This window comes from Eximiradius proteiniborus (assembly GCF_058546985.1).
In genome coordinates, this window is sequence record NZ_CM178592.1 from 1099673 (window position 1) to 1120340 (window position 20668).

Genomic DNA, 20668 nt, shown 5'->3' on the forward strand with positions numbered 1-20668 from the left:
ATTAGAAATCTCTTGATACAACAAATTCAGCAAAATTTAGCAAAGATTTTTTTGCATCTGAATCGGGAAAATCTTTTAGGCACAGTTTTGCTTTTTCTGAGTAATTGTATGCAATTTTGCGAGAATATTCAATGCCACCAGCCTCGATAATTAAATCAAAAATCTCACGAATTTTTTTCTTGCTTAAATTTCCTTTTTTAATTGCAGAAATAATATCTTTTGCTTTATCTGTGCTTATGTTTGCTAAAGTAAAAATAAGTGGTAATGTAATCTTCTTTTCCTTCAAATCATTTCCAACAGGTTTCCCAATATCCGAATTTGAGGAGGTAAAATCGAAAATATCGTCCCGAATTTGGAAAGCAAGACCGCAGAAAGTGCCATAATCACGTAGAAGATTTTGAGCATTTTTGTCGTTAGTTGCTGAAAAAGCCCCGATTTCACAGCAGACACTCAGCAGAGATGCAGTTTTAGCATTAATAATTTTGAAATAATCATCTTCGGTAATGCGAAGAGTTCGACTTTTCTCAATAGCAAGAAGCTCGCCCTCGCTCATTAATCGAACAGCACGTGAAATAATTTCCAAGAATTCGAATTCTTTATTTTCAATGGCGGTTAGCAATCCCTTAGAAAGCAGATAGTCGCCCATCAGGACAGCGATTTTGTTGTTCCATTTTTTGTTGATAGAGGCGATTCCCCTACGCTCGTCGGCATCATCGACAACATCATCGTGAACAAGGGTAGCAGTATGAAGCATTTCCACTAATGAAGCACCGATATATGTGCGAGTATTAATTCCACCACAAAGAGAAGCCGAAAGCATAACAAGCGCAGGACGCACCTGCTTGCCTTTTTTATAAGTCAAATATCTTATAATTAAATTGAGCAGAGGAACGTTCGTTTTTAAATTCGATTTAAAAAACTTGTTAAAATCATCTAATTCGCGTTTAATTGGTTGTGTAATTTCATTCAAATTCATATTATATTGTCATTTATGATTATTTTTGCAATTAAAAATAGTAATTTTTAGTCAAATTAAAAAATTTAAAGAAATGACGATAATAATGTTGAATAGAAAAAGGATATGGCAAGATAAATAAAAAAATTGAAAAAACGTCTATGTCTATGTGAATAACGAAATAAAATAAAAAAGAGGAAAAGATGGAAGCAAATTTCTCGAATAGAGTAAACGAAGTAATACGATTAAGTCGTGAGGAAGCTATACGCTTGGGACACGATTATATTGGCACAGAGCATCTGCTGCTTGGGATAATTCGTGAAGGCGAAGGTCTCGCGGTAAAAATGCTGAAAAATCTGAATGTTGATTTGTTTCAATTGAAGAAAACGATTGAAGATACAGTTCGCACAGGTAATGCAACAATGACAATCGGGAATATCCCATTAACGAAGCAAGCCGAAAAAGTGTTGAAAATTACTTTGCTTGAAGCAAGGTTGTATAAATCGGATGTAATTGGAACTGAGCATTTGTTGCTATCGTTGCTGCGGGATGAAGAAAATATTGCGGCTCAAATTCTATCGCAATTTTCTGTCAGTTACGATAGTGCTCGCCGAGAGTTGGACAATTTTCTTTCAGGAGGAACAATGAAGCAGGAATATTCGCAAAGAAATATACCGCAAACACCTAAACCAAAAGAAAAGGTTAAAACCCCTGTTCTGGATAATTTTGGCAGAGACCTAACAAAGCTTGCAACAGAAGGTAAGTTAGATCCAGTAGTGGGGCGTTTGAAAGAAATTGAGAGAGTATCGCAAGTATTATCGAGACGTAAAAAGAACAACCCGGTACTTATTGGCGAACCGGGTGTTGGCAAAACGGCAATTGTGGAAGGGCTTGCATTGAGAATAGTGCAGAAAAAAGTTTCGCGGGCATTGTTCGATAAGCGAATAGTAACGCTTGATTTAGCTTCGATTGTTGCAGGCACCAAATATCGCGGACAATTCGAAGAAAGAATGAAGGCAATACTCAATGAGCTTGAAAAAGCAAAAGATGTGATATTGTTTATAGATGAATTACACACAATAGTCGGTGCTGGAAGTGCAAGCGGTTCGCTTGATGCTTCAAATATGTTTAAGCCTGCTCTGGCTCGAGGAGATATTCAATGCATTGGCGCGACTACACTTGATGAGTACCGGCAATATATTGAAAAAGATGGAGCATTAGAACGTCGTTTCCAGAAAATATTAGTGGATGAGCCATCAATTGACGAAACTTTACAAATATTGAATAATATAAAAGACAGATACGAGGCTCATCACAATGTGATTTATTCAGACGAAGCAATTCAAGCTTGTGTTCGGCTCGCGGAAAGATACATTACAGATAGGATGTTTCCGGATAAGGCAATCGATGTAATGGATGAAGCAGGGGCAAGAGTTCATCTTGCAAACATTGTAGTTCCAAAGCATATTATTGAAATAGAAGAAAAGATTGAGCAAGTTCGGAATGAAAAAACGCAAGTTGTAAAGCAGCAGAACTTCGAAGAAGCTGCACGGTTGCGTGATATTGAGAAAAATTTGCTAAACGAGCTTGAAATAGAAAAAGCCAAGTGGGAAAATGAATCTTCGGAACGAGTTTTTCCAGTTACAGAAGACGATATTGCAGATGTTGTTGCAATGATGACCGGAATACCTGTAAATAAAATTGCTGAAAGTGAATCAAACAAGTTGCTGAAGCTTTCTGACGAGTTGAAGGCGATGGTTGTCGGGCAAGACGAAGCAATAGAGCACTTATCTAAAGCAATTCGCAGAGCTCGTGCAGGACTGAAAGATCCTTCGCGCCCGATTGGTTCATTTATGTTTCTTGGACCAACAGGTGTTGGCAAAACTGAATTGGCAAAAGCCCTTGCGCGCGTGATGTTCGACAACGAAGACGCGTTGATTCGCATTGATATGAGCGAGTATATGGAGAAGCACACAGTTTCTCGTCTGGTTGGTGCACCTCCGGGATATGTGGGATACGAAGAAGGAGGTCAGCTTACAGAAAAAGTTCGAAGGAAGCCATATTCGATAATATTGCTTGATGAAATAGAGAAGGCACATCCAGATGTATTCAATATTTTACTTCAAGTGTTTGATGATGGTATTCTTACAGATGGATTAGGACGGAAAGTTGATTTCAAAAATACTGTGATTATAATGACTTCCAATGTTGGAACCCGTGATTTAAAGGAAGGAGGCAGATTAGGATTTGTTGAGAAAACAGCTGAAAATGAATACGAGAACGTAAAATCTACGATTGAGGAATCAGTCAGACGTTTGTTTAATCCTGAGTTTATCAACAGAATTGATGATTTTATTATCTTCCGAAAGTTAGAACGTAAGCATATTTATGGAATTATAGATATTCAATTAAGAAGATTAATGGAGCGATTGAAGGTTAATCGAATTGACCTTGAGCTGACAAGCGAAGCAAAAGATTTTCTTGTCGATAAAGGTTTCGATGAGAAATTCGGTGCTCGTCCGTTGCGTCGTGCATTGCAAAGATATGTAGAAGATGAGTTAGCAGAAGAGATATTGAAAGGAAATTTAAAAACAGGTGCAAAAGCCATTGGCGAATTAAATGAAAAGAAAGACGCTATTGTTTTCAGAGTTGAAAATGTAGCAACAGATGATGAGAATTCGAATACTGTAGTAGCCAATGCAGAAGAAAAGACATTCTATGATACAGATATTTCGACAAATTAAGTTGTGTAAAGGTTGATAATACTAAACTCCGCTAAAAGAAATAGCGGAGTTTTTTTGTTTTGAAAAAACAATAATGAGTATATGTCTATTCTATTTTTTTATTTGACCACAGAAATAATGTAACAAAAAAAATAGACAATTAATTATAATTTGAAACGAATTAATCAGTTGAGTGTAATTTGATTAAATTAATTTCTATACAATTATGTCCGGTATGTGAGCTCGAAATATAAAACATATAGCGACAGGGAACTTGTCTTTCTGCTAAGGCACGACCAGATGGAAGCGGAAAAGGCATTTAGTGAACTATATAATCGCTATTCATCACAAGTGCACGCATACTGCTATAGAGTAATCAATAATCCTGATGTTGCCGAAGATATTTTCCAAGAGACATTTATTCGGTTTTACCAAAATGTAAAGGATAATCATAAAGAGTTGAATGTTCCGGGTTTTTTGATAACAATAGCAAGAAATTTGTGTTTGAACTACAAACGCGATAGGAAAATTGGGGTGCCGGTAGAAGAAGCGAGAAATTTATTTTATCAAGATAATTATGAATCGAAGGAATTATTGGATTTGATAACCCGAGCTTTAGATTTGCTTGAAGATGAGTATCGCGAAGTATTTATTTTAAAAGAATATGCAGGGATGCAGTATAGTGAAATAGCAGAAATATTAAATATATCGCCTGCCAATGCAAAAACACGTGCATTTAGAGCAAAGCAAAAAATTAAAGAAATTTTGTCGCCATATTTAAAAGATTTGACAAGAAATTGATGAGGTTAAGTGATGGAAGAAAAATATCAAATAATATATGAATATTTAGACGGGGAACTGCCCCCCGTGCAAGAAAGCGAACTATTCGCTCTTCTTGCAACAGACCAAGAAGCACGCAACGAAATGAAATCTGCTCTGGCAATCAAGGAAGCTGTGCGAAGCGATAGCGTAGCTTTTGTTCCACCAATAAAATCAACGAATAAGATTTTTTCTGCACTTGGTTTTTCTGAACCATCAGCAATTGCAGCAACGGCATCAATTTCCAAGTTTGCCGCATTGAAGAACTGGTTGTTACTGCAAACTAAATACATTGCAACAGGGATTAGTTCAGCAATTGTTACAGCGGCAATAATGCTTATGTTGCTACCCAAAGAAAATGCAAACGATAGTATTTCAAATGTAAGTTCAACTAAAATTTATAACCCGAAAGAAACAATTGCTCAGCAGCCACAACCAATGCCAGAAATAAAGGAAAAAGTTGTGTATAAATATATTGTTGTTGAGCAAAAGAACCCAGACAGCAAGAGCGTCGCGAGCAATGACCAAGTAATCAAACTAAGCAGTAGTTTTCCTGAAATTATAAAGCCGCAAAATAATTTAAATGCAGGCAGAGCTCAAATGTTTCCGATGAATATTAATATTACAAATTTATTGCCGGAAGAGATATTGCCTGACAAACAAGACAGCAAGATTTCGTTTGAAATCAAAGGATTATCGTATGCATCAGACTTTGAAGAAAAAGTGCGACCTGCCGAAAAGCAAAGCCTGAACAATTCATCTTTTTCTGTTATCTACGATTATTCAAATGAATTTGCATTTGGTTTGAATTATTCACGAGAAAATTTCTACCAAAAGTTCGAGGGATATGAAAACAATCAGCTATACCAATACGAGCAAAATCCAAATTTTGAGACATTTTCATTAATAGGAAGGTATAGTCTGGAATTCCTGAAATTCGATTATGGAAAAATTTACACACAAGCAGCAATTGGAGGCAATAAAGTAGGATTTGTCGGGAGGTTAGGTATCGGAGCTGAAATACCAATATTTAAAGAGCATAGTCTTCAAGTTGGTTATGACATAAGCAATATGTATTACAGACATCAAAGTAAATGGTTTTCGTCGAGCAAAAAAGGTCTTGCATTTGGAGTGAAATTGAAACTATGAAAAAGAATTTGAGAAAATTTATTGCAAAAATTGAATATTTAATATTCACAATTTTAGTTTTTTCCCTAATTTTTTATTCCTGCACCGACCCGCTCGGAATAGATAACAATGTAATAAAAACACCCTTCAAAGTGGATACTTTAATTCTAAGGGATTCGATATTTTATATTGATAGCATATTCATTATTAGAGTTGATACAGTAATAAATTATAAAGATACAATAATTCACAAAACAGATACAATATATTTACCTGCGGACAATCCTTCGAGCAATAGATTTATCCCTAAAAAAGTAGAAATATTAATTACAGAAAAATATTTTAAGCCGGGTGATGATCCGATTACCGCAATCTGGCACGTTGCGAGCGGATATGCGAAAGTAATTGCAGATACAAGTTTGAATATTCCAGTAATTTTTACTAGTATTAATTTGGTGAATGAACAGAACAACTTTAACATTCCGGGGTTGGGCAGGCAAGAAATGGCAAAAGAAATTAATGTAAGGTACTGGGGATTTGTGCTGGCAAATAATGCACCAGTTGAATTTGATGGAGGACCAACAAGCGGTAAGTATGGAGTGCTGGCACTTCGAAATCGGGATGGATATTATAGATATATTCGAAGTAATGAGAATCGTTTTACAATTGAACAGATACAAGAAAAGAAAAATGGAAAAGGAAAAATTATGGGAGTATTGATTAAAATCTCAACTGAATACCAGTCAAATTCATTAAGAACAAGTTTTGAAATGCTAATAGATATAGACTTTTAGTAGCCTGAAAAATTAGTTTATTTTGGTAAAACCAGAAACTGTAAATAAGAATATTGGCTTTTGCAAGTTTTTGAAGATTAAATTCAGATGGGACGATTGTTTTGATGAATTAGAAATTTTGCAAGAGACAAAGTTATCTTCGAAAAACAAGTTTTCGTCAAAAGTTCTTCTAAATGAGCGATTTCCTTGAATTGAAAAGCGACCAAAATTTAGTTTGATTGACAAAGTATCATTTTTTGCAGAAAAATTAATCGAACTATTTCGCGTAATTTCTGAGCGAATTGGTGAAATCACCTCTATATTGCGACCAAAGTTGTAAGAGACTGCTTCCTGAAAACCAATTTTCATTGAATTGAGACGGTTGATTTTATCTGGGGCAGCGATTACATATATAGTATCAGCGGATGATGGAATTTTTTGAGCAAGGTCTTCGAGATAAGAGTTTGTCCTATTCCCTACCTCTTTCCAAAGCATTGAACGCTCGAAATTATAAAATATGAGAAACAACGTAGCAATCAGAAAGAGAGTGATTTTTATTCTATCAAATTTCCCATCGTCGAGAATCTGAAAGATTGCAACAAACAAACCAAAATATGCTAAAAATCCATACCATTGCATAAAAGTAGGTATTGCCGGACCAATAAACAACAAATACCAAAAAACACCAAACAGAAATAATTTTTGACGAGGGCTTCTGAGTTTTATCAAGAAGAACAAGTTCCTGAAAAAATATGCTAATATAATTAATATTGGTATTAGAACCCGAAAATTGAGCTTTGTAGCAGAGATGTAAACATTTTCCAAAATATCTGCGTTAATGAATGCGAGAGGAATATATACGAGGAAATTAACCGGTAATTGAATAAGAGACACACCTGAATAGTTCGAAGTTTCAAATGGAGTGCCACCGATTAGGAAATATCGGTAAATCAATGAAATGATAATGAATAAGAAGCCAATAGAAGTGGAAATGTATATATATTTTTTTGTAAATTTTTCCTTTAACACAAAATAATATAGTGAAAGAGGAATAGCAACACCAGCATAAGCAATTTCCTTACTCAGAATAGCCAAAAGAAAAGAAAAAGCTGTTAATACTTTTAAGAGTATGTTTTTTTGCGAATGAATAAAGGCAATTGTAGCAAGTATGATAAAAAAAGCGGCAAACAGGTCGGTTCGACCAGGTACCCAAGCAAAGTTCAGTTCCCTTGCAGGCAAAAGAGCGAAGAAAATTAATCCAAAGAAAGCAAAGTTTTTATTTACACCAAGTTGGCGAAAAAGTACAAAAGCAAGTGAAATCAAAGCTGAATACACAAAAATATTAGTTAAATGATAAGGCAAACCATTCATTCCGAAGAAAAATTTAGTAACAAAATACGATGACCACACAACAGGTCGCCAGTATGGACCGCCTGTTGTGCGTTGCCAGAAATCGCGAAAGCAATCAGCAAAAGTTTGCGGATTATTCCAATGCAGGACTAAATAATCTTCGTTGAAAAGCGGAATATTAGCAAAGGGAGATAAACATAAAAAAATAATAGCAAATAGTAAAACAGCAAATATTATATCTTTGTTTTTCATTTTGTGAGATTATCGATAATTTGTGATAGTTGAGGTTCGAATGGAGAGCCTGCAAAGCGTATTATTCCTTGCCTATCGATGAGGAAGCACATTGGAATAACCTTAACATCGTAGGACTGTCCTACATCATAGCGGCTATCGTGAATATGCAGCCAATTTAATTTGTAGGCGTCTATGTAGCTTCTATGAGCAGTTGTATCGTAATCACGAGAAATTGAAATAATTGTAAAATCTTTTGAAGCATATTTTTCCCAGAGAGAAAGCAAGTTTCCAATCGAATTGCGACTATACGGACACCAAGTAGCCCAGAAATGAAGAAGGACAACCGAACCTTTGAAATCACCAAGAGAAACGTTCATCCCATTAATGTCGTAAGTTGAAAATAGAGGTGCTTTTTGCCCTACTCGCAAACCGAATGGAATATCAGAAATACTATCGGATGGGTTTTCCTTGCAAGCTACAATGGAAAGACAAATTATAATTAACAATAATTTTTTATATATTGTCTTCAACATAAGAAAATTAAAATAGAAATTAATACAGTTCTAATATTAAAAAACTAATAAAAAGAAACAAATAAATAACAACAATATTATTAATTTTTTCTAATTTTTAATTTTATTCATAAATAACTAAATTTAGTTATAGTTTTTTAAGTGATGATAGTTATGAAGAATAAGATTGGCTGGAAAAGAGAAGATATATTGAGGTTGTCGCTTTATAGAAAACTTTCGCTTCGAGAACAAAAGTATATTACCGAAAAATACGATTCGTATAGTAATTTTTTGCAGAATCCGCCGGAATGGTTTGAAAGTAAATACAATGGAATTTTCAAGAATGATGAAACAACAAGAATTGATTTTGAAGATTTATTGGAAAAGCTTGAAAAAGAAAATATTAAATATATTACGTATTATGATGAGAATTATCCGGAATTATTGAGAGAGATATATTACGCACCAATGATTTTGTATTATAAAGGACAGCTAAGCAATGGATTAAATTCGATAGCGATTGTGGGAACAAGAAGAAATACACTTTACGGAAAAATAACAACTGAGAAGATAGTTGAAGAGTTGGTGAAAAATCAAATAATTGTTGTATCTGGATTAGCTTATGGAATAGACAGCATTGCACATAGAGAAACACTAAAAAATAAAGGAATAACATATGCAATAATAGCTTCAGGAATTGATGAAATATCTCCTGCTATTTCTCGCGACTTAGCAAATAAAATCATAGATTCTGGGGGAGCGGTTATTTCGGAATATCCACCCGGAACAAAGGCTCGCCCCGGATATTTTCCGCAAAGGAACAGGATAATAAGCGGAGTATCACAAGCAGTAATAGTAGTCGAAAGCGACATTAAAGGAGGAGCACTTATTACAGCAAGCTTTGCAATTGACCAGTCGCGGGAATTATTTGCTGTTCCCGGACCGATAAATTCAAGCAAAAGCGCCGGGTGCAACAAACTAATTCACGATAGTCAGGCAACTGCGGTATTGTCTGCAGAGAGCATTTTGCTGGATCTGGGATTAATTAGTAGCATACAATATAAAGAAAACAGGGAAGAAATTTTATTTGATGATAAAATTCAAAAGATTATTTACGAAGAAATTTCGTCTGAACCAATGCATATTGATACAATTGCAGAAAAAGTAAATATTGATGTGCCGACATTACTTGTGAAACTACTCGAGCTTGAGTTCAAAGGATTAGCTCGACAACTTCCGGGAAAATATTTTATAAAAAATTAGGAGTATTTATGAATTTTGAAACGAAATTTGATGAATTCCGCAAAATAATTGAAAATAGAATTAAAGAAGCAACACAGATTTTCGAGCCAATTGACCTATACGAGCCGTATAATTATTTTATGGCGGAAGGTGGGAAACGCATTCGTCCGGCACTTACAATGATGGCTTGCGGAGCAGCCGGCGGAGCACCAGAAAGTGCGTTAGATTGCGGGGTGGCACTCGAAATTATGCATAATTTTACGCTTGTTCACGACGATATAATGGATAAATCAGATTTTAGACGTAACCGACCAACGGTACATAAAAAATGGAACGAATCAATTGCAATTCTAACTGGCGACGCAATGATAGGCTTTGCTTACAGACTTATTCCAAATCAAAAACGCTATTTTGAAATAATCCAGACATTTACAAACGGATTGATTGAAGTATGCGAAGGACAAGTGTATGATATGCAGTTCAATACCTCACAGAATGTAAAAATTGATGATTACATTAAAATGATTGGTAAGAAGACATCAGCATTGTTGGAAACCTGCAGTGTTATTGGCGGATTGGTTGCTGATGCCGATGATAAAATAATTAGTGGCTTGAGAAATTATGCGAAATATTTAGGTTTAGCATTTCAAATTCAAGACGATTTGCTTGATATGATTGCCGATGAAAAAGTGTTTGGGAAAAAAGTGGGATTAGACATTCAAGAAGGCAAAAAAACATATTTAGTAATACTTGCAAACGAAAGAGCAGAAAAGCCTGAACACAGAGAGTTATTAGACAAATATTATAATTCAAACGGATTGAGTGCTGAGTATGTTCCCAAATTCAATGGAATGTTCGTAGAATTAGGGATTTTCGATGAGGCAAAAAGCAAAATTGCTGAATATTTCAGATTTGCTGAGGAAGCATTAGAGGAACTGACTGATAATGATTACAAAAAAATGCTACTATGGCTGTTGGATAAATTGAACAATCGGAACTACTAAAATCAATACAAAATTATTTCATTCGTTAATTGATTTTTGAAAGTTTATTCAAAATAATTGAGTTAATTTATGGACAACATCACTCCAAAACTACTGTTACCAGAAATAGAGGACTACGATAAATTAGAGGTATATCGCCAACACGGAGGATATGAACAATTCAAGAAAGCTTTGCAAATTTCACCAGATGAAGTAATAGATATTGTCAAAAAATCCGGGCTACGCGGTCGTGGTGGGGCGTGCTTCCCAACAGGTCTGAAATGGTCGTTTATGCCCAAAGGGAATGATAAACCTAAATATCTTTGTGTGAATGGTGACGAATCGGAACCAGGTTCGTTCAAAGACAGACAAATATTTGAGTATAATCCGCACCAGTTAATCGAAGGTATTCTTATTGCTTCGTATGCGATGGGGATTACTGCAACTTATGTGTATATACGTGGCGAATATCATAAATGGATAAATCTATTTCAGAAAGCGTTAGATGATGCTTACGAAGCGGGATTAGTCGGTGAACGGATGAAACAAACATACGGAACAAATTTTTCAACTGAGATATACGTACATAAAGGAGCTGGAGCTTATATCTGTGGTGAAGAAACGGCACTAATGAACTCGATTGAAGGCAAACGCGGCTATCCAAGAGTGAAACCACCGTTTCCTGCTCAAAATGGACTATGGGGTATGCCAACAACCATTAACAATGTTGAAACAATAGCAACTGTTCCGGCAATTTTTAAGATTGGAGCCGAAGAGTATTCAAAAATCGGCGCCGAAGGACATCCCGGCACTTTGCTATATGGAGTAAGTGGTCATGTAAATAAACCGGGAGTATATGAACTTCCGACGGGAATATTACTTACTGAACTTATATACGACATTTGCGGGGGCGTGCCCGGTGGGAAAAAAGTAAAGGCAGTAATACCGGGTGGTTCTTCTATGCCACCACTGCGAGGCGACGAGATTGAGGGTGTACGAATGGATGAAGAATCGCTTAAGAAGCTGGGAACTCATATTGGCACTGCAGGAGTAATGGTAATGGACGAAGACACGGATATAGTGGCTGTTACTTTGCGGATAGCTCACTTTTATCACCACGAATCTTGTGGTCAATGCACACCGTGCCGTGAAGGTTGCGGATGGATGGAGAAAATATTAAAACGAATTGCTAATGGTGAAGGAACAATTCGTGATTTAGATTTGCTGGTGGATGTTGCAAATAACATTGAGGGCAACACTATTTGTGCTCTTGGTGATGCAGCAGCCTGGCCTGTTCGTGGATTTGTTACAAAGTTTCGAGATGAATTTGAAAAAGCAGTTAAAGAAAAGCGTATCTTTGTTGCTCCGAATGTTGTTCATGGCAAGCGCGCAACAAAAGTGAATTTAATTTTCGATGAAAATCTGGAATATAAGCCTGCTATGTGATGAGTTTTAAGAAATTACACATATATTTTTTTATTTTGTTTCTGCCGATTGCATGTATGCTTTCGGCAGATTATTTATTTGCCCGACAAAGTGGAGGACAAAGAAATCTATCAATTGATGAATACGCAAACAGAATTTTTTTCAGTAATATTTTTATTAAAGCAAAAACTAACAAAAAAGAATGCTACGTTGGTGAACCCTTTGTTGTTGAATACGAATTGTACGTTAATGATAAGATAATTCTGACGGAAGTATTAGACGAAAAGACACCTGAATTTAATGATGCATTGGTCGAAGAAGAGGACATCGGAGCATTGCGTTACACATACGAAAGCATTCGAGGTGAGGTTTTTAGAAAAGCATTGATAAGAAAATATGTTGTAATTCCTACAAAAGAAGGTGCGTTTGAAATACCAACAATTTCCTTGAAAATCAATGCTTCGCTGGAATACTCACCTGAATTTCCTACAGATGAGAAATATTATTCAAGAATAAAGACATATACATCAGAAAAAATTCAAATAAACGCAAAGCTGATATTAGAAAAAGATGAGAACTTTATCGGGGCTGTCGGGAATTTCCAAGTAAAATCTATAATTGCAAAAGATACAGTTATTGTTAATAAGAATTTCGAGTACATTATAGAAATTGTCGGGACCGGTAATTTATATTTGATTAATGCACCAAAGTTGAAATTACCTGATTATCTACAAATCGTTGGTGAAGCAAATGTAATTGATAGCATCAAGATAAACAATGGAATTAATGGTAAGAGAACTTTTATTTACACATTAATATCTCAGAAAGAAGGGAATAATACTATTCCGGAGCAAGTATTAAGTTATTTTGCCCCCGAGAAGGGAAAATTTATATTTTTAAAGACCAAACAGCACAGCATTGAAGCAATTGGAGTTGATAAAATAATACAAAAAAAGAACTTTGTTGGTGAAAAGAAAGATTATATAAGCTGGATTCTTGTTGTTCTAGGATTATTGTCGCTTAGTACTCTGGTTATCTTACTGAGAAAAATTAACTCTGGCGGAAATACGAGGTCGTTCAATCAGGAACTGAACACTCAAACAAAGAAAGGAATTGCCGATGAAATAAGAAATTTCAGCAGTTCGAACAGAGAAATAGTTCTGGACTTTTTATTCAGGAGCATTACAGAAACATTGTTAATACATTTGAAATTAAAAAAAGAAGAATTATCAGTTGAAAAAATCAGAAGAAAAATGATAGATAAGAAATTTGATCAAGAATTTATTGAAAAAGTAATTGATTATTTAAATGAGTTGAAAAGACTAAGATTTTACAAAATAGATGAGGAGTTGGATATAGAAAATTTAAAAGAGATTGGTATTGAGATAATCGAGAGAATAGAGAAGTGAGCAAAAAACAATTAATTAATTTTCATCTTGCAGAATAAATTAATTTTATCAATATAATTAAAAACTATTATTATTTTTTTTTCGTTGTTACACAAATGAAATTGTAATAAAAACTCGGGTATAGATTATGTTTGATTTAGTCCAGTTAATAATTCTATTTCCATTGCTTGGGTTTATTGGTATCGGGGCGTTCGGGAAATATTTAAAAAGCGAAAAATTGATTGGAACAATAGGTTCAGCTACAGTAGGTATATCCTTCGTAATTTCAGCAATATTATTATTTCATATTATTAGTACAGGGCTTGCAAAACCATATATTGTAGATGTTTTCACCTGGATTGCAACAGGAGACATATCAGTAAAAATATCATATCAGGTTGACCAGCTTTCAATATTGTTCTCGCTAGTAGTAACGGGTGTAGGATTTTTGATACACGTCTATTCTATTGGCTATATGCACAATGATAGAAGTTTCGCAAGGTTTTTCGCTTATTTGAATTTGTTTATTTTTATGATGCTAAATTTAGTTTTAGCAAGTAACTTTTTATTAACCTTTCTGGGATGGGAAGGCGTAGGACTTGCCTCTTATTTACTGATAGGATTTTGGTATGACAGAAAATTCCCCGGAGTTCGAATAACCTGGACAGGCGACGCCGCAAACAAGGCATTTATTGTGAATCGTATAGGTGATTTTGGATTTTTGATTGCAATGTTTTTAATTTTTACAAATTTCGGAACATTAAGCTACACAGAAGTGCAGGATATAGCATATTTAGGGAAAAATATATATTTTGATACGGGCTTGATAACAGCAATTACCCTACTTTTGTTTTTAGGGTGCACAGGAAAATCCGCACAGTTGCCGCTTGCAGTATGGCTGCCTGATGCGATGGCGGGTCCGACACCTGTAAGCGCTCTCATTCACGCTGCAACAATGGTAACAGCAGGGATTTTCTTAATTGCCCGCAATTCGGTTTTGTTTTCGCTTGCACCAATAACAATGGAGGTTGTTCTTATCGTTGGTGTAATTACTGCATTTTGGGCAGCAACAATCGGGATAACACAGAACGATATTAAGAAAGTGCTCGCATATTCGACAGTAAGTCAGTTGGGATTTATGTTTGCGGCACTTGGAGCAGGAGCATTTGTTGCAGGAGTATTTCACGTAATGACCCACGCTTTCTTCAAAGGGCTTCTTTTTTTGGGAGCGGGTTCGGTTATTCACGGGATGCACGAAGAACAAAACATAAAGAAAATGGGCAATCTTGCCAAATATATGCCTGTTACATACAAAACATTTTTGCTTGGATCGCTTGCAATAGCCGGAGTGCCATTATTCAGTGGTTTTTTCTCAAAAGATGCAATACTATGGGCAGTGTACAATGATGGTGGATTTGTATGGTGGCTAATACTAACGATTGCTGCATTTTTCACTGCTTTTTATATGTTTCGTCTTGTTTATTTGGTTTTCCACGGAAAGGAACGTTTTGATCATCATAAATTACATCCGCACGAATCCCCGAAAGTAATGACAGTTCCTCTTGCGGTGCTTGCGTTTTTGTCAGTATTTGGTGGATTTTTGGGCATTCCGTATGTGCTTGGGTTCTGGTTTTCACATCATCCGAATGCACTTGAGAGCTTCTTAATGCCAATTTTTGCGAAATCGAACAATATATTGGGCGTTCCTCTTGAACACGAATTGCACGCTATTGAATATTTATTCATTGCAATAGCAATTGCAATAGCTTTGTTAGGCATAAAAGTTGCAATAAATTATTATAGCGACGATAAATTATTACATCCTCGTCGTATAGCTGAAAGGTTCAAAACCGCATTTCAATTATCGTTGAATAAATATTATCTTGATGAAATATATTTTTATTTGATAGTGGACCCAATAGTCAATGGCTCCCGAAGTTTTCTATGGAAGAAATTTGACGTTGGAGTAGTTGATGGGATTATCAATGGTTCGGCAACGGTTGTTCAAAAAATTGCAGAAGCGTTGCGAAGAATACAAACAGGTATTGCACAAAATTATGCTTTGCTTATGATGGCTGGAATTGCAGCTATTATTGCGTGGGTTGTTTCAAGTTTTTAGTTTTGTTTAAGAATTAAAGAACAATAAATATGACAGAGTTATTTCTTACATTATTAATACCACTGATTGGGTCTATTGCTCTACTTTTTATCAACAAAGAGCAAGTGAAATTAATTAAGTATGCAGCATTTGGATTTTCAATAATTGCATTTATTGTGTCATTAACTCTATTATTCCAGTTCAACTCTAATAATCCAAATCTTCAGCTTAGTTATGAAAAAGTGTGGATACCATCGCTTGACATTGGATTTAGAGTTGGGATAGATGGAATGTCTCTTTTGCTTGTATTGCTTACAACATTTATTTCACCTATTGCAATATTTTCTTCGTTTGATGCAATCAAGAAGAGAGAGAAATCATATTATTCGTTGCTGTTATTGCTTCAATTTGGGATGACAGGTGTATTTATTTCATTGGATTTGTTTCTATTTTATATTTTCTGGGAACTTATATTAATTCCAATGTATTTTATAATAGGGATCTGGGGTGGAAAAGACAGAATATATGCAACTGTTAAGTTTTTCTTATTTACTATGTTCGGTTCATTACCGATGCTTGTGGGAATAATCTGGCTCGGTCAATTTGTAGGAACACATCTTGCCCACGTTCCAAACGGATTTACAACGAATTATGAATTAATAAGACAATACAGTCATTTTATACCGTTAGATTATCAGAAATGGTTATTCTGGGCATTTGCACTTTCATTTTTGATAAAAGTACCTGTTTTTCCGTTGCATACCTGGTTGCCTGATGCTCATACAGAAGCACCGACAGCGGGTTCAGTAATACTTGCTGGTGTTTTACTTAAAATGGGAACATATGGCTTAATTCGTTTCAATTTAGAACTTTTTCCCCAAGCAAGTTTTATGTATGCTTCGATAATTTCGTGGTTGGCAGTGTTTGGTATAGTGTATGGTGCATTGGTTGCAATGGTGCAATCGGATGTAAAACGACTTGTTGCATATTCATCTGTTAGTCATTTAGGATTTGTTGTGCTTGGTATTTTCTCTATGACTGTGGAAGGAATACAAGGTGCAATAATACAAATGGTAAATCACGGGCTATCGACAGGTATGTTGTTCCTCTGTGTCGGGGTTCTTTATGAGCGGAGACATACCAGAGAAATCGAAGAATTTGGTGGAATAGCCCGAATAATGCCAGCATTTACTGTATTTTTTGCAATTGCAATGCTTGCATCGGTCGGATTACCCGGACTTAATGGTTTTGTAGGTGAATTTCTTACATTATTAGGAGCATTTAAATCTCCATTTCTTGGTTCTATATGGTTTTCAGTGATTTCGGCAACAGGAGTAATTTTCGCTGCAGTTTATTTACTCTGGATGTTCAGACGGGTAATGTTTGGCACAATTACAAATCCAGCAAATCACGGACTAAAAGATATTAATAAACGCGAATGGGCAACATTTATTCCGATTGTGCTCTTTATTGCGTGGATAGGTGTTTATCCATCTACTTTTTTGCAATTATCTGAAAATTCAACTAAAAAACTTGTAAATAAACTGGAAAAAATAAAATTTGGCAAAGAAAGATATGAATTGCCAGTAGTACCAGAAATCTCTAAACCCAATAATTCAAATATTGAAAACAATCAGTAAAGAAATATGGCAAATGAAATACTAAAAGAGTTGATGCTTGGTTTCCCGATTTTTTTCTTATCAGCAACCGGAATATTGCTGGTTATAAGTGATGCACTAACGGGAAAGAACAAGGTAATTAATTACATTTTTGCAATTATAATATTAAGTTTAACAATTGGTTCCTCAGGCTGGATATTGCTGAACCAGTATTATAAAGAAGCGAGTAGTTTAGCAAGCTATCCAATTACAATGGGAATGCTTGCATACAATGGGTATGCATATATTTTTGATCTGATTTTTGTAGTTGCAGCTCTGCTTACAATAATTGCAGCCCGAGAATATAATGAAAGAGCAGAGTTCGAATATAAAGAGTTCTATTCGCTTGTTGTATTGGCAACAGTCGGAATGATGATGATAGCTCATTCAGCAGATTTGCTATTGATGTTCATCGGCATTGAATTTATGTCCATTACATTTTATGTGCTTGCAGGATATTTCCGTAAGAAGATTACTTCGGTAGAAGCTGCATTGAAATACTTTTTACTCGGGGCATTTGCATCAGGATTTTTGTTATATGGCATAGCATTGATATACGGAGCCACTGGAACTTTGACTTTTCAGACAATTTCGCAAAAAATTTTAGCACAAGATTATAACAATTTATATCTGATTTTAGGAATAACTCTTGTGTTTATAGGGCTTTCATTCAAAATTGCGGCATTTCCATTTCATCAGTGGGCACCTGACGTTTATCACGGTGCTCCAACTGTAATTTCGGGATTTTTGAGCACTGCGGGAAAGGCAGCAGCAATATTTGCGTTTATTTTGATTGGCAAAAACATAATGTTTGTGGCAATCAGAACATTAGACAGCAATCATATTATTACTTTGCAAAATATTTTGGCAGTGCTTTCTGCTGCGACGATGCTTGTTGGCAATATTACAGCAATAGCTCAGAATAATGTGAAGAGGATGCTTGCATATTCATCTGTAGCACACGCTGGTTATATGCTAATGGGAATAGTCGCAAACACGCCTGATGGCTGGGCAGGAGCTTCGTTCTATGCAACTGTTTACGTATTTATGCAAATTGGTTCATTTGCCATTGTAGCAAATCTCGAAGGTAAAGATGGCGAATATCTTGATTTCTCACATTATTCCGGATTATATAAGACTCGTCCATTCGTATCAGCAATGATGGTAGTATTTCTGCTATCGCTTGCCGGAATACCACCGTTTGCAGGATTTTTCGGGAAATATTATATATTCAAGTCTGCTATTAATGCTGGATATCTCTGGCTTACTATTGTTGGAATTGTTTCGTCGCTTATTTCTGTATATTTCTACTTGCGACTACTTATCTACATATATTTTCGTGAAGCAAGTGAACAAGTTTTGCACACAAGCGAGCCACGAGCGGCAGGTTTCACATTGCTAATTTCTGCTGCATTAACTGTTTTGCTTGGGGTATTTCCGAGCTACTTAATAGAATTGTTGCTATTTTTAAGATAAGTTAGAATATTTCCAGAAAACTATTGCAGAGCAGGCAGCCACATTGAGTGAGCCTGCTTTTTTATTTGTTCTAATTTCTACTACTTCGTCTGCTATTTCCAAAACAGGATAGCTAATGCCTCGGCTTTCGTTCCCGAAAATAAAGCAAATTTTTTCGTGTTTTTTGCCCGAAGAAATATCTATTGATTTATCTGATTGTTCAATGGCAATAATTGTATATCCATTATTTTTTAAAGTTTTAAGAGTTACTATCGGATTTGTGGAAAGAGCAATTTTCATTGAGAAAACGCAACCGAGCGAAACACGGACAACACGACGAAGATACGGAAAGCAACTTCCGGCTGAATAAATAAGTGAATCAATATCAAAAGCTAAAGCATTACGGATTATCGAACCAACATTTTCCTGCTTTGATACGCTATCGAGAAAAACAATTTTCTTGCCGAGTTCTTCAACATTTGTAAAAGATGGAATTTTTGCAATTGCGTAGATTGGTTCGTTCGGCAAAAAGCCAATAATCTTTTCCAGAAATTTTTTATCAGGACAAATAAAAACAGTGGTATTGGAAAATCTGTCTGAAAATTCTTGAATAATATTTATGTATTTAGAAGTTGTAAGAACAGAAATAATTTCAATATTGCTTTCAAGCAATTTCTTGAAAGAAACAATTCCTTCTGTAAGAAACACTTTATTCTGAATATGAGACTTAGGTGTGAAATTAATATTCCGGAATAAGTCCAGTTCAGCCGGAAGAAGTTCAAAACTGTATAAGTAATTGAAATTCATTACTTAATAAGAATAAATTTACGCATACGTTTCTGATTTGGGACATCGTAAACCAAAATATACTTGCCTTTTTTTAGACTTCCGTTGATTTGAATATCTTTTCTAAATTCACCTGAAACTTCAAATTCGTTCACAACATTCATAATCAGGTTGCCATCAGTATCGAATAAATCAATTTTGGCACGTCCAACTTTTTCGAGTGAATAGTTAATAATTAGAATAGAATTTTGTGAATTGCGAAGCGGAGACTGAACGACTTTTGCATTAATGTCGTTAGTTTTGGAAATAGATTTAGAATAGAATTCGGCAATATTCAGCCATTCCCGGTCGAGCAAACAATCTATATCGTGTTTGCAAAGGGTTGTCGAATACACAAAAGGAATGCTGTAGAAAGCAAGACTATCAGCAAAGGTTTTATTAAGAGATTTAAAATCACCGACAGATATGTAAAATAAAGTATCAAGGCTTAAAATATCAGAATAAAAACTAATATATTTCCACGGAGCGAATTCAGCGAATAATTTTTCGTTATTATCAAAAACTTCCTTTGCAATTTGAGGGCGACCGCTTAGCAAAGTAGCCCACGTTCTCATTCCACCATCTAAGGATACTGCTTTTGCAAATAATTCGGGATATTTAGAAATGAATTTAACGGCACCAAATCCACCCATTGAAAAACCTTGAACAAATCTGAACTCGCGATACGGAACAGTTCGATAAAAATAGTCTACAAACGGTATTATATCGTCGATAAGGTCTGATTCTGCAGTTTTTGAGCCGTCGGCACTATTTCCCCACATACTATTTTCGTAGCCATCGGGGAATACAATGATACAATCATCAATAATGCCTAAGTTCACAGCATAGTTGATATATTTAATTACAAGCGAACGCCAGGCACTACGAAAATTATCACCTAAGCTATGAAGATGATAAATAACAGGATAAGCTTTGTTAGACTTCTCGTAATCAGGTGGCAGATATAAACTAAAAGAAATTGGTTTCCCACTTTTCTGGCTAATAATTGTTACATCGCGAAACGAGCCATTCTGGGAAAAAGCATTAGCAAAATGCAACAGAGAAACACTGAGAAAAACAAGAAATTTGTATTTCATAAA

16 protein-coding genes are annotated in these 20668 nt (G+C 35.3%); 11 read left to right on the top strand and 5 right to left on the bottom strand.

The features are described from left to right. Position 1: 1 nt before the first annotated feature. Positions 2-976 (bottom strand): polyprenyl synthetase family protein, encoded by a 975-nt coding sequence (locus ACY2LT_RS04615; protein WP_491816670.1) that lies wholly within the window; start codon positions 974-976, stop codon positions 2-4. Between the two features lie 182 nt (positions 977-1158). On the opposite strand from ACY2LT_RS04615, the gene ACY2LT_RS04620 reads away from it, so the two are divergent. The 4 genes from ACY2LT_RS04620 to ACY2LT_RS04635 all read left to right on the top strand — a co-directional run bounded on the left by ACY2LT_RS04620 (position 1159) and on the right by ACY2LT_RS04635 (position 6419). Further along, positions 1159-3699 carry an ATP-dependent Clp protease ATP-binding subunit gene (locus tag ACY2LT_RS04620; protein WP_491816671.1) on the top strand — a complete coding sequence of 847 codons (2541 nt, stop codon included), beginning with the start codon at positions 1159-1161 and terminating at the stop codon, positions 3697-3699. Between the two features lie 216 nt (positions 3700-3915). After that, positions 3916-4479, top strand: a complete 564-nt coding sequence (locus ACY2LT_RS04625; protein WP_491816672.1) for an RNA polymerase sigma factor — start codon at positions 3916-3918, stop codon at positions 4477-4479. A 12-nt stretch (positions 4480-4491) separates the two neighbouring features. Continuing rightward, positions 4492-5646 (top strand): anti-sigma factor family protein, encoded by a 1155-nt coding sequence (locus tag ACY2LT_RS04630; RefSeq protein WP_491816673.1) that lies wholly within the window; start codon positions 4492-4494, stop codon positions 5644-5646. Beyond that, positions 5643-6419, top strand: a complete 777-nt coding sequence (locus tag ACY2LT_RS04635) for a hypothetical protein (protein ID WP_491816674.1) — start codon at positions 5643-5645, stop codon at positions 6417-6419. Before ACY2LT_RS04630 ends, ACY2LT_RS04635 begins: the two co-directional genes overlap by 4 nt. A gap of 12 nt (positions 6420-6431) precedes the next feature. Here ACY2LT_RS04635 and ACY2LT_RS04640 read toward each other — a convergent pair whose 3' ends face one another. Together ACY2LT_RS04640 and ACY2LT_RS04645 are read right to left on the bottom strand one after the other, a co-directional pair. Beyond that, positions 6432-8000 carry a hypothetical protein gene (locus ACY2LT_RS04640; RefSeq protein ID WP_491816675.1) on the bottom strand — a complete coding sequence of 523 codons (1569 nt, stop codon included), beginning with the start codon at positions 7998-8000 and terminating at the stop codon, positions 6432-6434. Further along, positions 7997-8515, bottom strand: a complete 519-nt coding sequence (locus tag ACY2LT_RS04645; protein WP_491816676.1) for a peroxiredoxin family protein — start codon at positions 8513-8515, stop codon at positions 7997-7999. Before ACY2LT_RS04645 ends, ACY2LT_RS04640 begins: the two co-directional genes overlap by 4 nt. Before the next feature lie 153 nt (positions 8516-8668). Between ACY2LT_RS04645 and dprA the strand changes: the two genes are divergently transcribed. From dprA to ACY2LT_RS04680, 7 genes are all read left to right on the top strand, one after another. Further along, the gene (gene dprA, locus ACY2LT_RS04650; protein WP_491816677.1) at positions 8669-9757 is read left to right on the top strand and encodes a DNA-processing protein DprA; all 1089 of its coding nucleotides are present in this window, start codon (positions 8669-8671) and stop codon (positions 9755-9757) included. Positions 9758-9765: 8 nt separating this feature from the next. Next, positions 9766-10740 carry a polyprenyl synthetase family protein gene (locus ACY2LT_RS04655; protein WP_491816678.1) on the top strand — a complete coding sequence of 325 codons (975 nt, stop codon included), beginning with the start codon at positions 9766-9768 and terminating at the stop codon, positions 10738-10740. Between the two features lie 69 nt (positions 10741-10809). Continuing rightward, positions 10810-12165, top strand: a complete 1356-nt coding sequence (gene nuoF / locus ACY2LT_RS04660; RefSeq protein ID WP_491816679.1) for an NADH-quinone oxidoreductase subunit NuoF — start codon at positions 10810-10812, stop codon at positions 12163-12165. A 56-nt stretch (positions 12166-12221) separates the two neighbouring features. After that, on the top strand, positions 12222-13553 hold the full coding sequence (locus ACY2LT_RS04665; protein WP_491816680.1) for a BatD family protein: 1332 nt from the start codon (positions 12222-12224) through the stop codon (positions 13551-13553). A 127-nt stretch (positions 13554-13680) separates the two neighbouring features. Next, complete coding sequence (nuoL, locus tag ACY2LT_RS04670) at positions 13681-15651, top strand: NADH-quinone oxidoreductase subunit L (protein WP_491816681.1); 1971 nt, start codon at positions 13681-13683, stop codon at positions 15649-15651. 29 nt (positions 15652-15680) lie between these two features. Beyond that, positions 15681-17270, top strand: a complete 1590-nt coding sequence (locus ACY2LT_RS04675) for a complex I subunit 4 family protein (protein WP_491816682.1) — start codon at positions 15681-15683, stop codon at positions 17268-17270. 6 nt (positions 17271-17276) lie between these two features. Beyond that, positions 17277-18764 carry an NADH-quinone oxidoreductase subunit N gene (locus ACY2LT_RS04680; RefSeq protein WP_491816683.1) on the top strand — a complete coding sequence of 496 codons (1488 nt, stop codon included), beginning with the start codon at positions 17277-17279 and terminating at the stop codon, positions 18762-18764. Here ACY2LT_RS04680 and ACY2LT_RS04685 read toward each other — a convergent pair. Next, positions 18756-19550, bottom strand: coding sequence for a TrmH family RNA methyltransferase (locus ACY2LT_RS04685; protein WP_491816684.1), 795 nt, complete (start codon positions 19548-19550; stop codon positions 18756-18758). The genes ACY2LT_RS04680 and ACY2LT_RS04685 overlap by 9 nt on opposite strands. Further along, positions 19550-20665, bottom strand: coding sequence for an alpha/beta hydrolase (locus tag ACY2LT_RS04690; RefSeq protein WP_491816685.1), 1116 nt, complete (start codon positions 20663-20665; stop codon positions 19550-19552). The genes ACY2LT_RS04685 and ACY2LT_RS04690 overlap by 1 nt, the downstream gene beginning before the upstream one ends. Between the last annotated feature and the right edge of the window lie 3 nt (positions 20666-20668).